The following is a 19,176-nucleotide window of genomic DNA, read 5'->3' on the forward strand; positions in this document are numbered from 1 at the left end:
TCCCCTCAAAAAAAGCTCCCAATCGTGGGAGCCTGTTTATTTTATCAATCCAACTTGATCCATCAGCCAGTTCGCAAGAAGCGGGGTGTGCTGGATAATGAAGCTTGCTAAACTCGAGTCCGCGATCGCATCCTGTATCGATTGGATTGGAACGAATGCCGCTAAGAACAAGAGCAGGAAGATGAAGATGTACATCTCGATGAAACCAAAGACGCCACCTAACAACCCTTTGACTTGTTTTAGAATCGGGACATTCGTCAACGAATCAAACATCGACAATAAGATCGATAAGATGATTTTTGTACCGAAGAACAGGACGACGAACCAAAAGGCTTTGTAGAACACCTCATCGAGTCGTGCTGAACTTGGAATGGCGAACATCGTCAAATCGATTCCCGCATCATCCAGTGTAGACGGATATGGTACCCACAATCGGAATTTCGTAGCCAGTTCCTCATAGAACGACAGTGCAACGATGAAGGAAATGATCAGACTGAGCAAATGACCGGCCTGCAACACAACTCCCCTTCGGACCCCTGTCATGACACCTAAGGCGAGAAGTAATAAGATAACGAGAGAAATCATAGTTTATAGTTCACCCAAATTCTTTTTAATTTTTACATAATCACTACCAATATTAAGCGCCGCTAGGACGGCGATTTGACGAACGTCGAGTTGTGGTGCTTGTTCTCGGATTTCTCGAATCTTCGTATCTACGAGGAGACCCACTTCGCGTACGTGTTCTGGCGACTCCGTTCCGACAATCGTATAATCATTGCCTGCGATATGAATCGTCGTCCGGTTCAACCCTTCTGAATCAGCCATTTTTCTGTCCTCCTCATACTTTGCTTCTTTCATATAGTACCATCATTTTCGTTTTAGGAAAAGAAGTCCCCCATCGGTCTTAAGGATGGTATGCTTAATCCCGGAAAGGGAGGTTATCCTATGGGAACGACCGTTTTACGCTTATCTAAAGAAAAACAGGACTTAGTCATACAGAACTTCAAACAGAACGAGACGAAGTCTCCTCCGTATGCCCGTTTTGCTGCTAAGATTCCTGGTTGTGTCATCACGATTTATAATTCTGGAAAAGTGATGTTTCAAGGACCGCAAGCCGAAGCTATCGCTACACGTTTCGGTACGGCTTCGCCGACTAAGTCGAAAGAACCACTTGTTTCAACGTTACCGAATGGTTTTTCGGAATGGTCCGTCGTTGGTAGTGACGAAGTCGGGAAAGGCGATTTCTTCGGTCCACTCGTCGTCGCCGCTTCCTTTGTTGATCGAAAGCAGATCGCACTTCTTCACGAACTCGGTGTCCGAGACTCCAAACATTTGAACGATATCGAGATTCGTCGAATTGCTCGCGATCTCCATGCTGTCATTCCGTACACATATCGTATTCTACATAATCCAGAATACAATCAGATGCAACGGTCGATGACTCAAGGAAAGATGACTGCCCTGATGCATAATGATGTAATCGAGCGGCTTCTTGACCAACTGGAGACGAAACCAGAAGCGATTTTAATTGATCAGTTCGCCGAAAAAAGTGTCTATTATAAACACCTATCTGGTGTCGTGAATCCTGTTCGAGAAAATGTCTACTTCTCGACTAAAGCGGAACAACTTCATGTTGCCGTCGCTGCTTCATCCATCATCGCTCGTGCGATTTTTCTCAAGGAAATGGACAAGTTAAGTGAGTCAACAGGTGTCGTCATTCCTAAAGGTGCTGGCGCCAAGGTTGACCAAGTCGCGGCTTCACTGATTTTACGTTATGGCTCTGACAAACTGCGTGACTGGACGAAAGCTCATTTTGCGAATACAAAAAAGGCACAACAATTAGCTACGAAACGAAACCGACCATGACCCTTGCGGAATGGTCGGTTTTTAAATGACGGATTCTCCTTCAGACAGCCGTTCTAGTTCCGCAAGCAGTATATGTTTTTCATTAAATGGAATCGTTTTAGTTCCGATTCGTTCCACCTCATCATGCCCTTTTCCGACAATGACGACGCGTTGCCCTCGATGTGCGAGATGCGCGGCTTGTACGAGTGCTTCATGACGAGACGTGTGACACCCAATTAACCGCTCTTTCGGAACATCAACAATTAACTCATCGATGATCTGATTCGGAGCCTCTGATCTCGCATCATGAACAGTTGCTATGATATGTTCGCAATATTTACTTGCGATTCGTCCCATCTCCGCTCGTTTTGATCGGTCACGCTCTCCAGCTGCACTCAAGACAATCGATAGCGACTCGCCTATATAAGTAAGTGCCTGTAAACATTTTTCTAGACCATCTGGGGTATGCGCATAATCGAGATAGATTTCGCAAGAAGTCCATTCCAGTCGTTCAAGTCGTCCTTTCGGTAACTCCAGTTCTGGAATATGACGAATCAGTGCATACAGATTGGCATTGCCTGCCCGCAATAATCCCATTGCTGCCGCTAAATTCGCCGCATTGAATTCACCAAGTAAAGCTGTCGGTACACGTGTCGTCGTCTCATCGATCCGGACATTGATGGTGTCGGTCAGCCATTCGACTGCGATTTGTGACGTCCGGTGTGGTTGCGTCGTATACCAAATAACTGGTTGCAAAGGTGCGGCATCTCGCATGACACGACTCCAACCGTCTTCTCGATTTAAGACGATGTTCTGTCCGTTTGACGCAGCAACTTGTTGAAATAACAAAGCTTTCGTCTTGGCGTACTCTTCCATCGAATGATGATAATCAAGATGATCATGCGATAAATTCGTAAAGGCTGCCGAATGGAAGGAAACTCCCTCGACTCTCCCTTCAGCGAGCGCATGAGAAGACACTTCAATAATACAATCCGTCACGCCTTGTTCAACCATCTCGAACAATAATCGATGCAGAATGATCGCTTCGGGCGTCGTATTTGGCGTCTCGATGAGTTCTTCATCGATCCGTGCACCGACCGTGCTGATCATGCCGGCTTTCACACCAGTCGCCCGAAAGAGATCGTACGCTAATTTCGTTGTCGTCGTTTTTCCGTTCGTTCCTGTTACACCATAAACACGCATTTTTTGACTCGGTTGATTATAAAAGCGATTCGCGACTTGACCCGCAAGTCGTTTTGTATCCGATACGATGATGATAGGAACTGGACAGTCGGGAAACGGCCGTTCAGCCAAAATTGCCACAGCTCCATTTTCGATTGCTTGATTGATATAATCGTGACCATCAACGGTGTAACCGTTGATACAAATAAACAGTCCATTCGGTTTGATTTGACGTGAATCGGTGGCGATATTCGTGATCAATGGATTGATTGCTTCATTTATAGGAATTGGCAATAATTCAGTCAGAAGCTTCGCTAGTCGATTCATGATGTACTCTTCCTTTCTTCTCTCTATGTCCAAATAGTACAGTCAACTTATCGTAAGAGTAAGCACTCGATGTTTTAAGTTGAACAAATACCCTTTTACGGAACATACCCCGTTCGAGCATTGCTTAATCTTTTTCATTTAAGAACCTCATTCCTGTTAATACATGCAAGAAGTTTTTTCATCTTGCACCTCTCACCCAGCTTTGATACACTCTTAAGGTTAACTAGTTAACTAAAGGAGAAATAAAAATGCTTTATACCCAAGAAGATGTCCTCGGACAATTATCCAAAGTATCACGTCTCGTCAAACGAGAAGTTGATGCTACCTTAGCTCCATATTCCTTACATACGGGTCAATGGGCGCTATTGAAAGCAGTTGCGTTATTACAACCTGTTTCACAAGTTCAATTGGCACATTATTTGATCATCGAAAAACCAGCTGTGACAAAAACCGTTTCACGTCTTGAGACACTCGGATTCATCACTCGAACGAAAGAAGGACGAACACACTTCGTCTCGTTGACACCTTTAGCCATCGAACGGTTCGACCAAATCGACGCTGCTGTCCAAGAGACACATCAACGATTACTTGCCACCTTCCCCCTTACCGATCAGCAACAACTCGGTGAATGGATGACACACTTACTCACTCTACATCGACAGGAGGAATCCTCATGACCACTCGATTATTTTCACGTCATTACGTCATGACGTTGGTCATCAATCTATTGCTCTTCATCACGTTTTACCTACTCAATGCCTCACTGCCTTTACTGGCTGCTAAGCAGTTTCCAGTCTCTGCTTCAGCACTCGGATGGATTGTGACGAGCTTCATCCTGGCAACGGTCTGTTCTCGTCCATTGATTGGTCACTGGTTGGATCGTTACGATTTGAAGCGCGTCTTGATGATCTCTGCGACTCTCTTTACAATGATGAGCATTTGTTACCTGCTCGTCCTACCTCTGGAATCATTCTTCTATTTGATCATCATCCGTATCATTCATGGTTTTAGTTTTGGGATGTTGTCTTCTTCAATCAGTCTCGCTGTCACGACATTGATCCCAAAAACACGTCAAGGCGAAGGTATGGGATATTTTGTACTATCGATGAACTTGGCATCCGTTCTTGGTCCTGTCATCGGTCTAACCTTTATTCAAGAAAAAGCCTTCGCTCTTTATTTCGTCACGGTTGCTGCCTTAGCCATCATCGCCTTATTGTTAATGATGCGTCTGCCACTAACAAGCCAACATATTCCAAGCACATCCGCATTTCGTCTAAGCCAGTCTCTCTTTTTATCGCGTCCACTTTTGTTAGTAGCGACCCTTTTGGCAGGCGTTGCAATTTCTAGTACTTCAGCGTTCATTTCACTGTATACGGACTCGATCGGACATGTGGCATATGCTTCTTATTTTTATGCGTTAGTTGCTCTTGGAATGGTCGGGATTCGACCAATTGCCGGAAAACTGTTCGACCAGCGGGGTGCCGCATTCGTGTTATTGCCATCGTTTGTTCTTTATATGATTGGCTTTGTCATTCTCGGCATGTATCCTTCTTTTGCCGGTTTATTGACTGCTGCCGTCATCATTGGTGTCGGTTCGGCGTCTATCTTCCCGGGTCTTCAAACCGTTCTCTTGAATTTCGCACCTCCCGCACAGAAAGGGAAAGCCATCTCGACCTTTTTCCTTGCTTACGACACGGGCTTCGGAATCGGTGCCTTGATTCTCGCCACAGTCGCAAGCGGTATCGGCTATTCGAATATGTTCTTATCCTGTAGTCTAATCGTTCTCGTAAGTGGTCTACTGTACTTTATCTTTACGAAACGACAAGCTACATCATCTGAAGCAGAAGAACTAGCTTCTTAAATCTATCTCGTCAAACGAAAACAGCCACCTTCCTCTAAGAGGAAAGCGGCTGTTTTTTTCATTCTGATTATGCACGAAGTTCCGCATTGAAAGTTTCTTTCACTGCATCAACGACTCGCTGTTGCGCTGTCGTAATCTCTTCGTCGACGAGCGTCCGTTCTTTGTTTTGGTAACGAAGAGAAAAGGCGAACGATTTTTCATGTTCTCCAACGTTCTCTCCCGTATAGACATCGAATAATTCGATTGCCTGTAGAAGTGGACCGGCCGCCTCCGTCATGACATCGACGATTGATTGTGCCGTCACTGATCGCTCAACGACGATTGCTAAGTCACGTGTCATCGATGGGAAACGTGAGATTTCCGAGTAGACCTGTTCTTCCTTCGAACGCAATGCCATTGCCTCTAACTCGAAGACGTACACTTCTTTTAGACCATACTGTTCTTTTGACAGACCAGGATGCACTTGACCGACGAATCCGATTGCTTCTCCATCAAGCAGAATACGTGCCGTCCGCCCTGGGTGCATCGATGGAATGCTCGCTGCCTCAAACGTCAACGTGATACCAGACGCAGATGCGAGTGTCTCGACGATTCCTTTCATGACGAAGAAATCTGTTTTAACAAGTGTACCATGAGCACGGTGTTGTTCTGATACACCAACTGCGACGCCACCAATCATTTCTTGTTCGATTGGAAGTGTCTCAAGTGAAGCATCTCGTTGTAGATAAACACTACCGAGTTCATAGAACGCGACATCTGCATGCTGTCGAGCGACGTTATGTTGTGCGACTTCAAGGAGTCCGGGAATGAGTGATGTCCGCAATGTCGAACGTGCTTCACTGATTGGCATCGCCAGTTTGACTGGATGCAGATCTTCCCGTTCATTGAATTGCATCGCGCGTTGCTCGCTCGTCAATGAATACGTGATTGCTTGTGAGAGACCCGCTCCCTGCAATGTCCGGCGTAAATGACGACGATGGATGTTCCGTTTTGGTAAGAAACCACGGCTCGCTTCAGACGGTAAGCTTGAAGTCAGTGCATCATATCCATAGAGACGTGCGACCTCTTCCGCTAAATCAGCCGGAATTTTCAAATCTTGGCGGCGAGTCGGTACGCTGACCGTCAAGGCATCCCCCGATAATTCAACACCGAGACCAAGACGTTCGAGTAACGTTTGCATGACCGTTCCTTCAATTTCCATACCAAGACGATGATTGATGTACGAGACACTCGCTTCAATCAAATGATCGTCAAGCTCGAGCGTTCCGGCTTGAGCGACACCGGCTTGAACCGTTCCACCCGAAAGTTCAGCAATCAAAGCTGCAGCACGATCGAGTGCTAACAAGACACGACGTGGGTCGACACCTTTTTCAAAACGCGCACTCGAGTCAGAACGGAGTCCAAGAACACGGCTCGTCTTCCGGACAGAAATCGGTGCGAAATAAGCAGACTCTAAAATGATCGATGTCGTATTTCCGTCCACTTCGGTATTTGCTCCACCCATGACTCCAGCAAGCGCGACCGGGCGTTCACCGTCTGTGATGACGAGCATCGAAGAATCAAGTGTCCGCTCGACTTCGTCGAGCGTCGTGAACGACTCTCCTGCGTGCGCTTGACGCACGACGATTTGTTTCCCGAGTTTTTCAGCATCGAATGAATGAAGCGGCTGACCTGTTTCAAGTAAAACGAAGTTCGTGACGTCGACGACGTTGTTGATCGGACGAATGCCGTTCGCGATCAAGCGGTTTTTTAACCAAGTCGGTGATTCTTGAATCGTCACCCCTTGGATTTCTCGAGCCGCGTAGAACGAGCAGTCTTCTGAATCAAGCGTCACTTCTACTGTCGTCGCTGGCTCTGCTTCGTTGACTTCAACGACCGGGAAAGTCGGTGTCGTGTCATAAAGCGCGGCCACTTCGTGTGCGACACCATACATGCTGAGGCAGTCCGAACGGTTCGGTGTTAATCCAAGCTCGAGGATTTCATCACGTAGACCGAGTAACTCCAAAACGTCTTGTCCTGGTGTGACTGGTTCACGGAACGTATGGATTCCGTCCTGCTCATCTTCTCGGATATATTTCTTTTCGAATCCGAGTTCTTCGAGTGAACAGATCATCCCTTCCGAGACGACACCGCGCAATTTGGCACGTTTAATTTTAATCCCTGGCAAGCGAGCTCCGACACGCGCGACGATGACATCTTGTCCTGCTTCGACGTTCGGTGCACCACAAACGATTTGAACTGGTTCGTCTTGTCCGATGTCAACTGTCGTAACGTTTAATTTATCTGCTTCTGGATGTTTTTCTTTCGTTAACACACGTCCGACGACGATGTTGTTTAACGCTTCATCCCGAACATCGACGCATTCGACTTCGATTCCACTCTTAGTAATCAAATCAGCCAGGTCTTGTCCTGATGTATGACTGACATCCACATATTCGTTCAACCATTGTTTTGAGACTAACATCTGCGTTCCCCCTTAAAACTGTTCGCTGAAGCGAACGTCATTCGTATAGAAGTGGCGAATATCATCGACACCGTATTTCAACATGGCAATCCGTTCGATGCCCATTCCGAATGCAAAACCTGACATTTTCGTGCTATCATATTCGGCCATTTCGAGAACGTGAGGATGAACCATTCCAGCACCTAGAATTTCAATCCAACCCGTCTGTTTACAGATGTTGCATCCTTTACCGCCACATTTGAAACACGAAACGTCGACTTCGACGGACGGCTCCGTGAACGGGAAGAAACTTGGACGTAAGCGGACTTCACGCGCTTCACCGAACATCTGCTTCGCGAAGGCTTCAAGCGTTCCTTTTAAGTCTGCCATCGAAATCGATTCTCCGACGACTAGTCCTTCGACTTGCATGAATTGATGCGAGTGCGTCGCATCATCTTCGTCTCGACGATAGACTTTACCTGGGCAAAGAATGCGGATCGGTTCACCTTTAGAAGCGAGCATCGTCCGTGCTTGGACCGGCGACGTATGCGTTCGCATCAAGATTTCTTCCGTGATGTAGAATGAATCTTGCATATCACGTGCTGGGTGATCCTTCGGCAGATTCAACATCTCGAAGTTGAAAAGATCTTGCTCGACTTCTGGTCCTTCGGCAATCGTATAACCGAGTCCGACAAAGATGTCTTCGATCTCATCCGTCACCTGTTGCAAGATGTGCGCATGACCGACCTTTTTCGGACGACCTGGTAAAGTGACGTCAATCGCTTCCGCTGCCAGTTTCGCATCCATTTCTTGTTGTTTGACAGCTGTCAGACGTTGTTCGAGTTGCTCTTGGATCGCTTGACGGACCGTATTAGCGATCTCACCGACGACTGGTCGTTCTTCCGCTGATAACTTTCCCATTCCTCGTAATACTTCTGTGATTGGTCCCTTTTTCCCGAGATACTTGACTCGGACGTCATTAAGATCTTTTTGTGTTGTTGCCTGATCGACTAATGTCAACGCTTCATCGCGTAATGCTTCTAATTGCTCGCGCATCTTTCCCACTCCTTTAGTTGAAGATATAAAAAAACGTCCCTCCGGCAAATGCCGAAGGGACGATGTAAACACCGTGGTACCACCCTTGTTTGACTTTTCAATCGAAAAGTCCTCCAATTGCGCGATAACGGGCGCATCCCGTCACGATCTCTCGTGCGACTCCGGAGTGAATTCGGTTAGCAGATTCACGAAGCAGTTTTCAGTCTATGACTGCCTCTCCCTGATTGAATCATTCCCTAACGTACTCTGTTCCATCAACGTCCATGATGTATTCCTGATGTTCACTTTAGCATGAACGCTTGTCGGTTTCAATCCACGCTTGCAAAATGATAGAGCAAAATGCCAGCAGCTACTGCCGCATTCAATGACTCCGCTTTACCGCGGATCGGGATGTAGGCACGCTCATCACAATAAGAGAGCAATTCTGGCGCAACGCCTTGTGCTTCGTTCCCGATGATCAAACCGAGTGCATCCATCGGTGCGATCGTTTGATAAGACGTTGCTCCTTCTAACGCCGTGCCGATTACCGCAATTCCTTGCTCGTGCAGTGCATTGACTGCCTCTTCGAGCGGCATGGAGATGACAGGTAGGTGGAACAGCGATCCTTGGGTCGCACGGATGACTTTTCCGTTATAGACGTCAACTGTTCCCGGTCCGACGACGACACCATCGAATCCAGCTGCGTCAGCTGTCCGAATCATCGTCCCGACGTTCCCTGGATCTTGTAGACGATCGAGCAACAAATAGCGTCCTCGTTCTAATTGTGCCGAAGCTTGTTTCATCTCACAGACAGCGAAGATGCCTTGCGACGTTTCCGTCTCAGCCAGTACTTTGATGACGGCTTCATCGATCGTAAAGACATCGGCATTTCTTTTCCAAGAACCTGGTACTTGGTACGATTCACGCACGATCAATTCCTTGACGATTCCAGCGCGAACCGCCTCTTCAATCAAGTGTTCTCCTTCGATCAAGAAACGGTTCGTCTGCAGACGTCCTTTTTTCGTTAAGAGTTTTTTCCATTGTTTAACGATTTCGTTCTTTGCTGATGCGATGTGCTTCATTATTTTATTACCCCTCGTAGATCGCTTGGACGGTCTCCGCATCAAGACGTTTTGTGACAGCAACGACTAAATCGACGGCTGCCTCGAAATCGGCTTTATGCATGATTGAGACGTTCGTGTGCAAGTAACGGATCGGTACAGTCAATGCAAGTGATGGAACACCTGTATTAGACAAATGGAATTTTGCTGCATCCGTTCCGCCACCTGGCGTTAAGTCCAGTTGATACTTGATATTTTCTTCTGTTGCGACTTTCGTCACGAAATCGATCAATCCACGATGTGCGATCATCGTTGCATCGAACATGATGACTTGAACGCCTTCACCTAATTTAGACAATGCTTCACGATCGGTCATTCCTGGCGTATCACCTGGGATACCTGTATCGACTGCAAAGGCGATTGATGGTTTCAGCAGGTGTGCGACGGTTTGAGCCCCACGTAACCCGACTTCTTCCTGAACAGTCGCTCCTGCGAAAATCGTGTTCGGATGACCGTCTGCTTTTAAGCGTTTGATTGCTTCGATTGCGATGGCACAACCAATCCGGTTGTCCCACGCTTTTGCCATCAAGAAGTTCTCATTTTTCATCACAGTAAATTCGCAATGTGGAACGACCGTATCACCCGGACGAATTCCCCAACCGTCGACTTCTTCTTTTGATGAAGCACCGATATCGATGAACATATCTTTAATGTCGACCGGCTTATTGCGCGCTTCCGGTGGTAAAACATGAGGTGGTTTTGCACCGATTACACCTGGAATGACTTCACCAGATGACGTTACAATGTTCATACGCTGTGCCAAGAGGACTTGACCCCACCAACCGCCGAGTGGTTGGAAACGAAGGAATCCTTTTTCATCGATCTTCGTGACCATGAATCCGACTTCATCCATGTGACCAGCAATCAATACACGTGGTGCATCTTCGCCTGCGCCTTTATGTTCAGCAAACAGACTACCGAGACCATCCTGGTGGAATGCTTCTGCATGAGGTTCTAAATATTCACGCATGAGGCTCCGGACTTCTTTTTCGTTTCCCGGTACACCTGTTGCGTCCGTGAGACGTTTTAGCATATGTAATTGTTCGTTCATCTGATTTCCTCCTTAGTAACCGTTGTCTTGTCGCACATGGTTTGCTTCATTTTTAGAAATGTAAGCCTTGAAAATCATATCCTGTGTAAAGCCTAGTGTAGCACCTAATGCAAGGTATGCACCAATCAGAACATCATAACTTTGTTCCGTCCGCGAAATCGCAAAGACGTTCGTTTTGTTATAGACGTCTAAAAAAGCATCTGTTGCTGTCAAATAGAAGTCACCTTCTGTAAAATGACTCTTCTTGTACTCAAGCGCTAGACCTAGTGAGAGTAGAAAATGGACGCCATCGACATATTCCTCAAGAATTGTGACTTGAGCGGATGGTCCCTTGTTCGACCAGAACTTAAAGCAACGTGTCTCGTTCGCAAGTTCACCGAGTTCGACCAATAAGGCAAGCAGACGCTCGTCGAATTGATTGCCTGTTAATTGATGTTCTGACTGAATCCGTTTATCCAACTGTTCTTGCATCTCAAAAAGTGTCAACCAATCCATCTTTAATTCTCCTTCTATCTAAAAAAATCATATGACCGTCTCATCGACGTGCCTTCTTATTTTATCATTAAATCGAAAAAAACGTCGGAGAATTAAATTCCCCGACGAATTGTAGAACTTAAGCGTTCAATTTTGCTTTTGCTGTGTCAGCAAGTGAAGCAAATGCAGTTGCATCTGTAACTGCGAGGTCAGCGAGCATCTTACGGTTAACGTCGATACCTGCTAATTTAAGACCATGCATCATGCGGCTGTAAGAAAGACCGTTGATACGTGCTGCCGCATTGATCCGAGTGATCCAGAGGCGACGGAAGTCACGTTTCTTTTGACGACGGTCACGGTAAGCGTACATGAGAGATTTCATGACTTGCTGTTTCGCAACCTTGAAGAGTGTATGTTTCGAGCCGTAGTAGCCCTTAGCTAATTTGAGTTGTTTTTTACGACGTTGACGAGTCGTATATCCGCCTTTTACGCGTGGCATATAAATTCCCTCCTAAATCTGTATACGATTGGATAAATTACTTCGCGATCATGTGACGGATGCGTTTGAAGTCACCCGTAGATACCATGCTAGCTTTACGTAATTTACGTTTCGCTTTTGTTGATTTGTTACCGAACAAGTGGCTTGTGTAAGCACGACCACGTTTCAATTTGCCAGAAGCAGTACGTTTGAAACGTTTAGAAGCACCGCGGTGCGATTTCATTTTAGGCATGAGAGATTCCCTCCTACTTCGATTCGATTAGTCTTCTTTCTTAGGAGCAAGCACGAGGAACATGCTGCGTCCTTCCATCTTCGGTCTCTGTTCCACAACACCGAACTCACTTAAATCCGTTGCGAGGCGTTCGAGAACGCGTCTACCGATTTCCGAGTGAGTGATGGCACGACCGCGGAAACGAATACTCGCTTTCACTTTGTTACCATTCTCCAAGAATTTCTTCGCATTACGGAATTTCGTTTGGAAGTCGTTCTCCTCGATCGTCGGGCTAAGACGAACTTCTTTCATCTGAATCACTTTCTGATTCTTCCGAGTTTCTTTGTCCTTCTTTTGCATCTCGAAACGGTATTTACCATAGTCCATGATCTTACAAACTGGCGGTGTCGCTTGTGGAGCGACCATGACGAGGTCAAGTTCCGCTTCCTCTGCGAGACGTAGCGCTTCGTTGCGTGATTGGACACCTAGTTGAGCACCATCCGCTCCGATAAGACGAACTTCCCGGGCACGGATGCTTTCATTGATTAACAGATCTTTGCTAATGGTTAGCACCTCCATCGTGCATTGCACGAAAAATGAATGATAGAAAACGCTATAAAAAAAGCGTCGGCAGTTTTTCCCGCCCACACTCATAAGGAACGCCAAGGCACAGCATTTGCTATACATTGCGTATCTTCATGATGAACCAGTACGAGTTATCATACATGGTGAGAAGCGGGATGCTTCTGCTTTGTTGTCATTTCACTTTGCTATCATAGCACTTGTTTTCCCGTGATGTCAAGCCGCTTTCTATGTTCTTACAGAACGTTGCTCACATACTTGATTATAATAGCAATCCTTTTACGGATAAGCAAGAAGTTTCTAACCTGTTTTTCACGGGTAGTACATTCATAACATGAAAAAAGATTCAGAACATTCGCAAGCAAAACTGTTTATTTAGAATGATTATTGTTTTATAATTAATTTAATCTTACATAAAGGGGAGAATAACAGATGACTGAAAAACGATTAACGACCAATCAAGGTGTACCAATCGGAGACAACCAGAATTCACGTACGGCTGGACGTCGCGGACCAACTTTATTAGAAGACTATCAATTAATTGAAAAGATGGCCCATTTCGATCGGGAACGTGTACCTGAGCGCGTCGTACATGCTCGTGGCTTTGGTGCTCACGGTGTCTTCACTGTCAAAAATTCGATGAAAAAGTACACGAAAGCTGCGTTTTTACAAGAAGAAGGGACAGAAGTTCCTGTTTTCGCCCGCTTCTCGACTGTTATTCACGGCACGCATTCTCCAGAGACGCTCCGCGATCCACGTGGATTCTCTGTCAAGTTCTATACAGAAGAAGGAAACTGGGATTTCGTCGGGAACAACCTTCCTGTCTTCTTCATTCGTGACGCCATGAAATTCCCGGATATGGTCCATTCTCTCAAACCAGATCCACGCACGAATATTCAAGATCCTGACCGTTACTGGGACTTCATGACACTTCGTCCGGAATCGACGAACATGCTCATGCATCTTTTCACGGATGAGGGTATTCCTGCAAGCTACCGTAAAATGCGTGGTTCTTCCGTTCACTCGTTCAAATGGGTGAATGCACACGGTAATACGGTTTATGTGAAACTACGCTGGGTACCAAAAGCTGGTGTTCATAATCTCTCAGCTGAAGAAGCAACAGAGATTCAAGGAAAAGATTTCAACCATGCTTCAAACGATACGTTCCAAGCGATTGAAGATGGCGATTACCCGGAATGGGATCTGTTCGTACAGGTACTTGATCCGGCTGACGTCGATCAGTTCGATTTCGATCCGCTCGATGCGACAAAAGATTGGTTTGAGGATGTCATTCCGTTCCAACACGTTGGTACAATGACATTGAACAAAAATGTCGACAACTACTTTGCTGAAACAGAATCGGTTGGTTTTAACCCAGGTGTCTTGATTCCAGGGATGTTGCCATCTGAAGATAAGTTACTACAAGGTCGCTTGTTCTCTTACTCAGATACACAACGCTACCGTATTGGCACGAATTATCAACAACTTCCAATCAACTGTCCGTTTGCACAAGTGAACAACTACCAACGTGACGGTGCAATGCCGGTCGGTCAGCAAACGAGTCCGGTCAACTACGAACCGAACCGTTATCAAGAAGAACCAAAAGAAACACCCGAGTATACGGAAGAAAATCAACCGTTGCTTGATGATAAACACGGTCGTCTCGAAATCGAGAAGACGAATAACTTTGGTCAAGCCGGAGAAGTATACCGTCGTCTGACAGAAGAAGAGCAAGCAGCTCTTCTGAAGAACCTCGTCAACGACCTTCAGCAAGTCCGTCATGAAAATACGGTCCTGCTCGCAATCTGTAACTTCTATCGTGCTGATGCATCACTCGGTCAGAAGCTATCAGAAGCGCTTCAAGTCAATATCGAACCGTTCCTGCAACAAATGCGTTCATAACGCAAAACGAGCACCCTCGACACTAGTCTTGGGTGCTTGTTTGTGTCTTAGTATGGAATAAAATCGTAACGCTCTGCCGTTTTATACGTGAACTCGTTCAGTTTTTTGAATAAGACGATTTGATCGAGTCCAACCTGCTTGACTGTATTTTGTTGCATGTAACGTTTTTGATCTGCTGTAAACGTATTATAGATTGGAGCATAGCCGTTACTTTGGAACGGTTGCATTTGAATCGCGCGATCCGCGTCTTCCAATCGATTGTAGCGAATTGTCCCTCCGACAACTCCTCTACCGAGAATCGTCATCGCTTTTCCATCTGCTCGATGCACGTTTCGGATCGTATTGTAGCGGACCGTTGGATTCTCCCAGTTCATCATCGAAATCGCATAATCCTTCGTTCCGTCAATCGTGTTTTTTTCAATCCGGACATTCGTGTGTAATTTGTTTTCCGTGTATTGATGTGTGCCGATTGCCACATTGATGTTACGGAACAAGTTATTACGAATCGTGATATCTTCATTTGGAGTGCCATCTTGATTCGACCACTTCCAGTTGAAACCCTTCGTGATTGGATCTGGGGTATCGAGATTAATCGATTCATTCGGACCTGTATTCGGTATCATGACGGCATCGACGAATTTCATGTTTTCGATGACTGCCTTCTTCGTTGCATCAAGTTCCATCGCATGTGAACCCTTTTGATTCCGTACCGTAATACCGCCGATGTACAAATTTTGATTATGAGCAATAGCGAAAGCCGAACCACGCGCATATTGATTCAAGTCGATCTGTGCATTCCCCTTACCGACGAGTTTAACATTCTGGGAACCGTTATATTTGCCAACTTTTTTATTCAGACGTAAAACAGATGGCGCAACGAAATCAAAGACACTCGTCGTCGAACTAATCTTTGTCGTCCCTGTCTCTGTCGTCTTTTTGATGATGACACCATCCTCTAGGATCACCGTCGTATTGGACGGAATACCAACACGTAACGGGGACAGATACGTTCCCTTTGTTAGAACGAGGGTGCCTCCCCCTTCTTTTTCAAGTCGTTCCAAATAAGAACGCATCGTATAATGATTGCGTGTCTTTGCATTATAGGTCGTATATTTACGGATTGCTGGGTCAATCGCTTCTGTTTTTGGTGTAATCCGGTATGTTTTTTTAATCGTTGTCGCCTTCGCTTCGCTCGGATGAATACCGATTAAAAGTGAAGAAGCGATGAATACAGCGAGGGTTGTTTTCTTCAATCTGTAACTTCCTTCCCATTCTTCAAAACATTTCATCCAATGAAGGTTTATTATAGCATTTATCCAATTAAAGGAAAAATGACATTCGGTCATTTTAGATAGATTCAGTTGGATGTTCTACCTGTTTCATCGGTATGAAATTGGTTTCTTTCAAGCATCCCATCACAAAAACAATCCGCCCTACATCAGCAGGGCGGATTGTTTTTGTATACATGAATTATTTTGAACGATTTGCGATTTCTTGCTCTAAATCTGCAATGAATTGTTCGAGTGATGCATTACTCGAGTCTTTTGAACCGTAACGACGAATGTTGACTTCGCGTGATTCAACTTCTTTGTCACCTAAAACGAGCATGACCGGTACTTTATTGACTTGTGCTTCACGAATACGATAACCGAGTTTCTCGTCACGGAAATCTGTTTCGACGCGGATTCCCTTTTTCAACAGGATCGCTTTGATTTCACGAGCATAGTCTTCATGAACACCAGAAACCGGAATCAATTTCACCTGAACGGGTGCGAGCCATGTTGGGAATGCGCCTTTGTATTCTTCGATCAAGTAAGCAACGAATCGTTCCATCGTTGATACGACACCTCGGTGTAAGACGACTGGACGGTGATCTTGTCCGTCGTTCCCTTTGTATGTCAATTCGAATCGCTCTGGTAAGAGGAAGTCGAGTTGGACTGTTGAGAGCGTCTCATCTTTACCAAGCGCTGTCCGAACTTGAACGTCAAGCTTTGGTCCGTAGAATGCGGCTTCGCCTTCTGCTTCGAAGTATTCGAGTTCGAGCTCATCCATTGTTTCTTTCAACTCACGTTGCGCCATTTCCCAGATCGCATCGTTGTCGAAGTACTTCTCTTTGTCCGCTGGGTCACGGTATGAAAGACGGAACTTGTAATCTGTGATCCCAAAATCAGCATAGACTTCTTGAATGAGATGAACGATGGCTTTAAACTCATCTTTCATTTGGTCAGGACGGACGAACGTATGTCCATCGTTAAGAACCATGTAACGAACACGTTGAAGACCAGTCAAGGCACCAGACATTTCGTAACGGTGCATGCCACCAAGCTCCGCGACACGAAGTGGTAAATCACGGTACGAACGTGGTTCGTTCTTATAGACCATCATATGGTGTGGACAGTTCATCGGGCGAAGAACAAGTTCTTCATTGTCCATCTCCATTTTCGGGAACATGTCATCTTGATAGTGATCCCAGTGCCCCGATGTCTTGTATAGATCGACTGAACCGAGGACCGGTGTATAGACGTGCTCATACCCAAGTTCGAGTTCTTTATCGACGATATAACGCTCGACTGTCCGACGGATGGCTGCTCCTTTTGGTAACCACATCGGAAGTCCTTGACCGACTTCTTGAGAAGTGAAGAATAAACCAAGTTCCTTCCCGAGTTTCCGGTGATCCCGTTCTTTTGCTTCAGCGAGGAAGTGGAGGTGTTGTTTCAACTGATCTTTTGTTGCCCATGCTGTACCGTAAATCCGTTGTAACATCTTGTTTTTCGAATCACCACGCCAGTAAGCACCAGCAATGCTCATCAATTTGAAGACTTGTAGCTTCGCTGTCGCCGGAACGTGTGGTCCACGGCAGAGATCGAAGAATTCGCCTTGACGGTAAATCGTCAAATCCTGATCAGCAGGAATCGACTCGATCAATTCAATCTTCAACGGATCATTGAGTTCTTTATAGATGGCGAGTGCCTCGTCACGCGAGACGACTTCTCGTTCGATCGGCAAGTTTTCACCGGCGATTTTATTCATCATCTTCTCGATTTCTGGAAGGTCCTCTTCTGTCAGACGACGTTCCATATCGATGTCATAGTAAAAACCATTCTCGATTGTCGGTCCAATTCCAAGATGAATCGTTTCATCCGGATACAGACGTTTGATGGCTTGTGCCATCAAATGAGCTGAAGAGTGACGAATCAAGTCGAGCCCTTCTTCTGAATCCGGCATGATCAATTCAATTGTACCGTCCTCTTCGATTGGACGACGGTAATCGATGGCGTGCCCGTTCAGTTTAGCAGCAAAGGCTTTTTTACGAAGACCTGGGCTGATCGAAGCTGCCACTTCTTCAGCTGTCGTACCGGCTGCAAATTCCTTTACGGCGCCGTCTGGAAATGTAAGTGCGATGTTTGACATGACTGTTTCCCCCTTTTACAAAATAAAAAAGACTCATCCCTAAAAAGGGACGAGTCTTAATCTCGTGGTACCACCCTCGTTCCCGGACCATGCACTGGTTCGGCTCGAACACGCGTTAACGGGCGTGAGGCGCAAACGGATTAGCCCCGTTCGTGCTATGAGGGAGTAAAGACATGAATGATGCCATGAGAAGCTTCCACCGTTCTTCTCTCGCTAGTTTGGTTCATTTCATACTTCATATCCTCAATCGTTGCATCGTCTATTGACGTGTCATTAGTATAACGAATCCGTTACTTCCTTGACAAGGAAAATTAGTAGCGACGTCGATTTTCACCAAGGAACTCGATTGGTTGCGTCGTCGTCCGGATTCGTTCCATCAGTCGTGCAGCCTTTAATTTATCGCCTTGATCGTTCGTGATCCCGAAATGGAGCTCGAGTTCATCATAAGATAAGTTCGAGCTGAATAATGTCGGCAGACGATGCATCATGCGATACTGCAAAATGATCCCGAACAATTCATCCCGTACCCACGGACTGATCGATTCAGCACCGATATCGTCAATCAACAAGACTGGAATCGTTTGAAATCCTTCGAGGAATGTATCAAACGAGTCAGACCGAATCCGCCGTTTCGCTTCAGCGACAAACCCAGGGGCATGAACAAGAATCGTTGCAATCCGTTCTTTTTTCAAAGCATTCCCGATCGCAGCCAAAAGGTATGTTTTCCCGACACCAAAGCTACCATGAAGGTACAATCCCTTTACCGTCTCCTTCGAGCGGAGATGATTGAGGAACTGAGACGCCGCACGTAAGGCAAGCTTACGGTCCGTCGTCGACAAGTCAAAATCACTGAAGTTCGCATCGCGGACTTCATCCGGCAGGAACAGGCTCTTAAATTTCTTCTCAAGCGCACGTTCATCCTCTCGGTCTTTTAACGCTTGCGACTTCTCATACGAGACGACGATCTGTCCTTTTTCGACGTGCAGGATCGGCTGGTACCCTTCGATGACTGCCTTACTTTCAATCAGTCGATTTCCGTCCATCTGTTCCGCATATTCATTCAATTTGAGCATGCCCCGCTCGATCATCCGTTGATCGATCTCCGGATGTGTCCGCAAGAACATGACGACACCTGGATGAGACAACACTCGTTGTTGAATCGCTCGAACCGATTCTGCGACGTCCGGTCGACTTAATATTTTTTCGATAGATGATTGGATATGTTCCATGTC

General features: G+C 46.1%; 18 protein-coding genes. 4 read left to right on the forward strand and 14 right to left on the reverse strand.

What is annotated here, in order from left to right; translation table 11 throughout:
• Positions 1–36: 36 nt before the first annotated feature.
• Positions 37–585, reverse strand: coding sequence for a CvpA family protein (locus tag B2751_RS00765; RefSeq protein WP_035406349.1), 549 nt, complete (start codon positions 583–585; stop codon positions 37–39).
• A 3-nt stretch (positions 586–588) separates the two neighbouring features.
• On the reverse strand, positions 589–825 hold the full coding sequence (zapA, locus tag B2751_RS00770) for a cell division protein ZapA (RefSeq protein ID WP_029342308.1): 237 nt from the start codon (positions 823–825) through the stop codon (positions 589–591).
• Positions 826–945: 120 nt separating this feature from the next.
• On the opposite strand from zapA, the gene rnhC reads away from it, so the two are divergent.
• The gene (gene rnhC / locus B2751_RS00775; protein WP_290772105.1) at positions 946–1,866 is read left to right on the forward strand and encodes a ribonuclease HIII; all 921 of its coding nucleotides are present in this window, start codon (positions 946–948) and stop codon (positions 1,864–1,866) included.
• A 21-nt stretch (positions 1,867–1,887) separates the two neighbouring features.
• Here the strand turns inward: rnhC and B2751_RS00780 are convergent, their stop codons facing one another.
• On the reverse strand, positions 1,888–3,354 hold the full coding sequence (locus tag B2751_RS00780) for a UDP-N-acetylmuramoyl-L-alanyl-D-glutamate--2,6-diaminopimelate ligase (RefSeq protein WP_290772108.1): 1,467 nt from the start codon (positions 3,352–3,354) through the stop codon (positions 1,888–1,890).
• A 248-nt stretch (positions 3,355–3,602) separates the two neighbouring features.
• Here B2751_RS00780 and B2751_RS00785 point away from each other — a divergent pair, with 248 nt between their 5' ends.
• Positions 3,603–4,031, forward strand: a complete 429-nt coding sequence (locus tag B2751_RS00785; protein WP_035406341.1) for a MarR family winged helix-turn-helix transcriptional regulator — start codon at positions 3,603–3,605, stop codon at positions 4,029–4,031.
• The gene (locus tag B2751_RS00790) at positions 4,028–5,215 is read left to right on the forward strand and encodes an MFS transporter (RefSeq protein ID WP_035406338.1); all 1,188 of its coding nucleotides are present in this window, start codon (positions 4,028–4,030) and stop codon (positions 5,213–5,215) included. Before B2751_RS00785 ends, B2751_RS00790 begins: the two co-directional genes overlap by 4 nt.
• 67 nt (positions 5,216–5,282) lie before the next feature.
• On the opposite strand, the gene pheT is transcribed toward B2751_RS00790, so the two are convergent.
• The 8 genes from pheT to infC form a co-directional block, all read right to left on the reverse strand.
• Positions 5,283–7,679, reverse strand: coding sequence for a phenylalanine--tRNA ligase subunit beta (pheT, locus tag B2751_RS00795; protein WP_290772111.1), 2,397 nt, complete (start codon positions 7,677–7,679; stop codon positions 5,283–5,285).
• Positions 7,680–7,691: 12 nt separating this feature from the next.
• Positions 7,692–8,714 carry a phenylalanine--tRNA ligase subunit alpha gene (gene pheS / locus B2751_RS00800; protein WP_290772114.1) on the reverse strand — a complete coding sequence of 341 codons (1,023 nt, stop codon included), beginning with the start codon at positions 8,712–8,714 and terminating at the stop codon, positions 7,692–7,694.
• 308 nt (positions 8,715–9,022) lie between these two features.
• On the reverse strand, positions 9,023–9,775 hold the full coding sequence (locus tag B2751_RS00805; protein WP_050677644.1) for a TrmH family RNA methyltransferase: 753 nt from the start codon (positions 9,773–9,775) through the stop codon (positions 9,023–9,025).
• 7 nt (positions 9,776–9,782) lie between these two features.
• Positions 9,783–10,865 carry a M42 family metallopeptidase gene (locus B2751_RS00810; RefSeq protein WP_029342316.1) on the reverse strand — a complete coding sequence of 361 codons (1,083 nt, stop codon included), beginning with the start codon at positions 10,863–10,865 and terminating at the stop codon, positions 9,783–9,785.
• Between the two features lie 12 nt (positions 10,866–10,877).
• On the reverse strand, positions 10,878–11,360 hold the full coding sequence (locus B2751_RS00815) for a dUTP diphosphatase (RefSeq protein WP_035406331.1): 483 nt from the start codon (positions 11,358–11,360) through the stop codon (positions 10,878–10,880).
• Positions 11,361–11,478: 118 nt separating this feature from the next.
• A complete protein-coding gene (gene rplT / locus B2751_RS00820; protein WP_012371057.1) occupies positions 11,479–11,838 on the reverse strand; it encodes a 50S ribosomal protein L20 in 360 nt (119 codons plus the stop codon).
• 37 nt (positions 11,839–11,875) lie between these two features.
• Positions 11,876–12,070, reverse strand: a complete 195-nt coding sequence (gene rpmI / locus B2751_RS00825) for a 50S ribosomal protein L35 (RefSeq protein ID WP_023469015.1) — start codon at positions 12,068–12,070, stop codon at positions 11,876–11,878.
• A gap of 27 nt (positions 12,071–12,097) precedes the next feature.
• Positions 12,098–12,628 carry a translation initiation factor IF-3 gene (infC, locus tag B2751_RS00830; RefSeq protein WP_035406328.1) on the reverse strand — a complete coding sequence of 177 codons (531 nt, stop codon included), beginning with the start codon at positions 12,626–12,628 and terminating at the stop codon, positions 12,098–12,100.
• A 435-nt stretch (positions 12,629–13,063) separates the two neighbouring features.
• Here infC and B2751_RS00835 point away from each other — a divergent pair, with 435 nt between their 5' ends.
• Entirely contained in the window at positions 13,064–14,533 is a 1,470-nt protein-coding gene (locus B2751_RS00835; RefSeq protein WP_035406325.1) for a catalase, read from the forward strand.
• 47 nt (positions 14,534–14,580) lie between these two features.
• Here the strand turns inward: B2751_RS00835 and B2751_RS00840 are convergent, their stop codons facing one another.
• The 3 genes from B2751_RS00840 to dnaI form a co-directional block, all read right to left on the reverse strand.
• Positions 14,581–15,786 (reverse strand): right-handed parallel beta-helix repeat-containing protein, encoded by a 1,206-nt coding sequence (locus B2751_RS00840; protein WP_290772117.1) that lies wholly within the window; start codon positions 15,784–15,786, stop codon positions 14,581–14,583.
• Positions 15,787–16,003: 217 nt separating this feature from the next.
• Entirely contained in the window at positions 16,004–17,944 is a 1,941-nt protein-coding gene (thrS, locus tag B2751_RS00845) for a threonine--tRNA ligase (protein ID WP_035406322.1), read from the reverse strand.
• A gap of 311 nt (positions 17,945–18,255) precedes the next feature.
• Entirely contained in the window at positions 18,256–19,173 is a 918-nt protein-coding gene (gene dnaI, locus B2751_RS00850; RefSeq protein ID WP_035406319.1) for a primosomal protein DnaI, read from the reverse strand.
• Positions 19,174–19,176: the final 3 nt, after the last annotated feature.

Source organism: Exiguobacterium sp. UBA6282 (assembly GCF_002440475.1).
Taxonomy (GTDB): Bacteria; Bacillota; Bacilli; order Exiguobacteriales; family Exiguobacteriaceae; genus Exiguobacterium_A.

Excerpts from the sequence above, each read along its gene's own strand:
- B2751_RS00765 (WP_035406349.1), bottom strand. The coding sequence starts at position 585 with ATGATTTCTCTCGTTATCTTATTACTTCTCGCCTTAGGTGTCATGACA.
- zapA (WP_029342308.1), bottom strand. The coding sequence starts at position 825 with ATGGCTGATTCAGAAGGGTTGAACCGGACGACGATTCATATCGCAGGC.
- rnhC (WP_290772105.1), top strand. The coding sequence starts at position 946 with ATGGGAACGACCGTTTTACGCTTATCTAAAGAAAAACAGGACTTAGTC.
- B2751_RS00780 (WP_290772108.1), bottom strand. The coding sequence starts at position 3,354 with ATGAATCGACTAGCGAAGCTTCTGACTGAATTATTGCCAATTCCTATA.
- B2751_RS00785 (WP_035406341.1), top strand. The coding sequence starts at position 3,603 with ATGCTTTATACCCAAGAAGATGTCCTCGGACAATTATCCAAAGTATCA.
- B2751_RS00790 (WP_035406338.1), top strand. The coding sequence starts at position 4,028 with ATGACCACTCGATTATTTTCACGTCATTACGTCATGACGTTGGTCATC.
- pheT (WP_290772111.1), bottom strand. The coding sequence starts at position 7,679 with ATGTTAGTCTCAAAACAATGGTTGAACGAATATGTGGATGTCAGTCAT.
- pheS (WP_290772114.1), bottom strand. The coding sequence starts at position 8,714 with ATGCGCGAGCAATTAGAAGCATTACGCGATGAAGCGTTGACATTAGTC.
- B2751_RS00805 (WP_050677644.1), bottom strand. The coding sequence starts at position 9,775 with ATGAAGCACATCGCATCAGCAAAGAACGAAATCGTTAAACAATGGAAA.
- B2751_RS00810 (WP_029342316.1), bottom strand. The coding sequence starts at position 10,865 with ATGAACGAACAATTACATATGCTAAAACGTCTCACGGACGCAACAGGT.
- B2751_RS00815 (WP_035406331.1), bottom strand. The coding sequence starts at position 11,360 with ATGGATTGGTTGACACTTTTTGAGATGCAAGAACAGTTGGATAAACGG.
- rplT (WP_012371057.1), bottom strand. The coding sequence starts at position 11,838 with ATGCCACGCGTAAAAGGCGGATATACGACTCGTCAACGTCGTAAAAAA.
- rpmI (WP_023469015.1), bottom strand. The coding sequence starts at position 12,070 with ATGCCTAAAATGAAATCGCACCGCGGTGCTTCTAAACGTTTCAAACGT.
- infC (WP_035406328.1), bottom strand. The coding sequence starts at position 12,628 with ATGGAGGTGCTAACCATTAGCAAAGATCTGTTAATCAATGAAAGCATC.
- B2751_RS00835 (WP_035406325.1), top strand. The coding sequence starts at position 13,064 with ATGACTGAAAAACGATTAACGACCAATCAAGGTGTACCAATCGGAGAC.
- thrS (WP_035406322.1), bottom strand. The coding sequence starts at position 17,944 with ATGTCAAACATCGCACTTACATTTCCAGACGGCGCCGTAAAGGAATTT.
- dnaI (WP_035406319.1), bottom strand. The coding sequence starts at position 19,173 with ATGGAACATATCCAATCATCTATCGAAAAAATATTAAGTCGACCGGAC.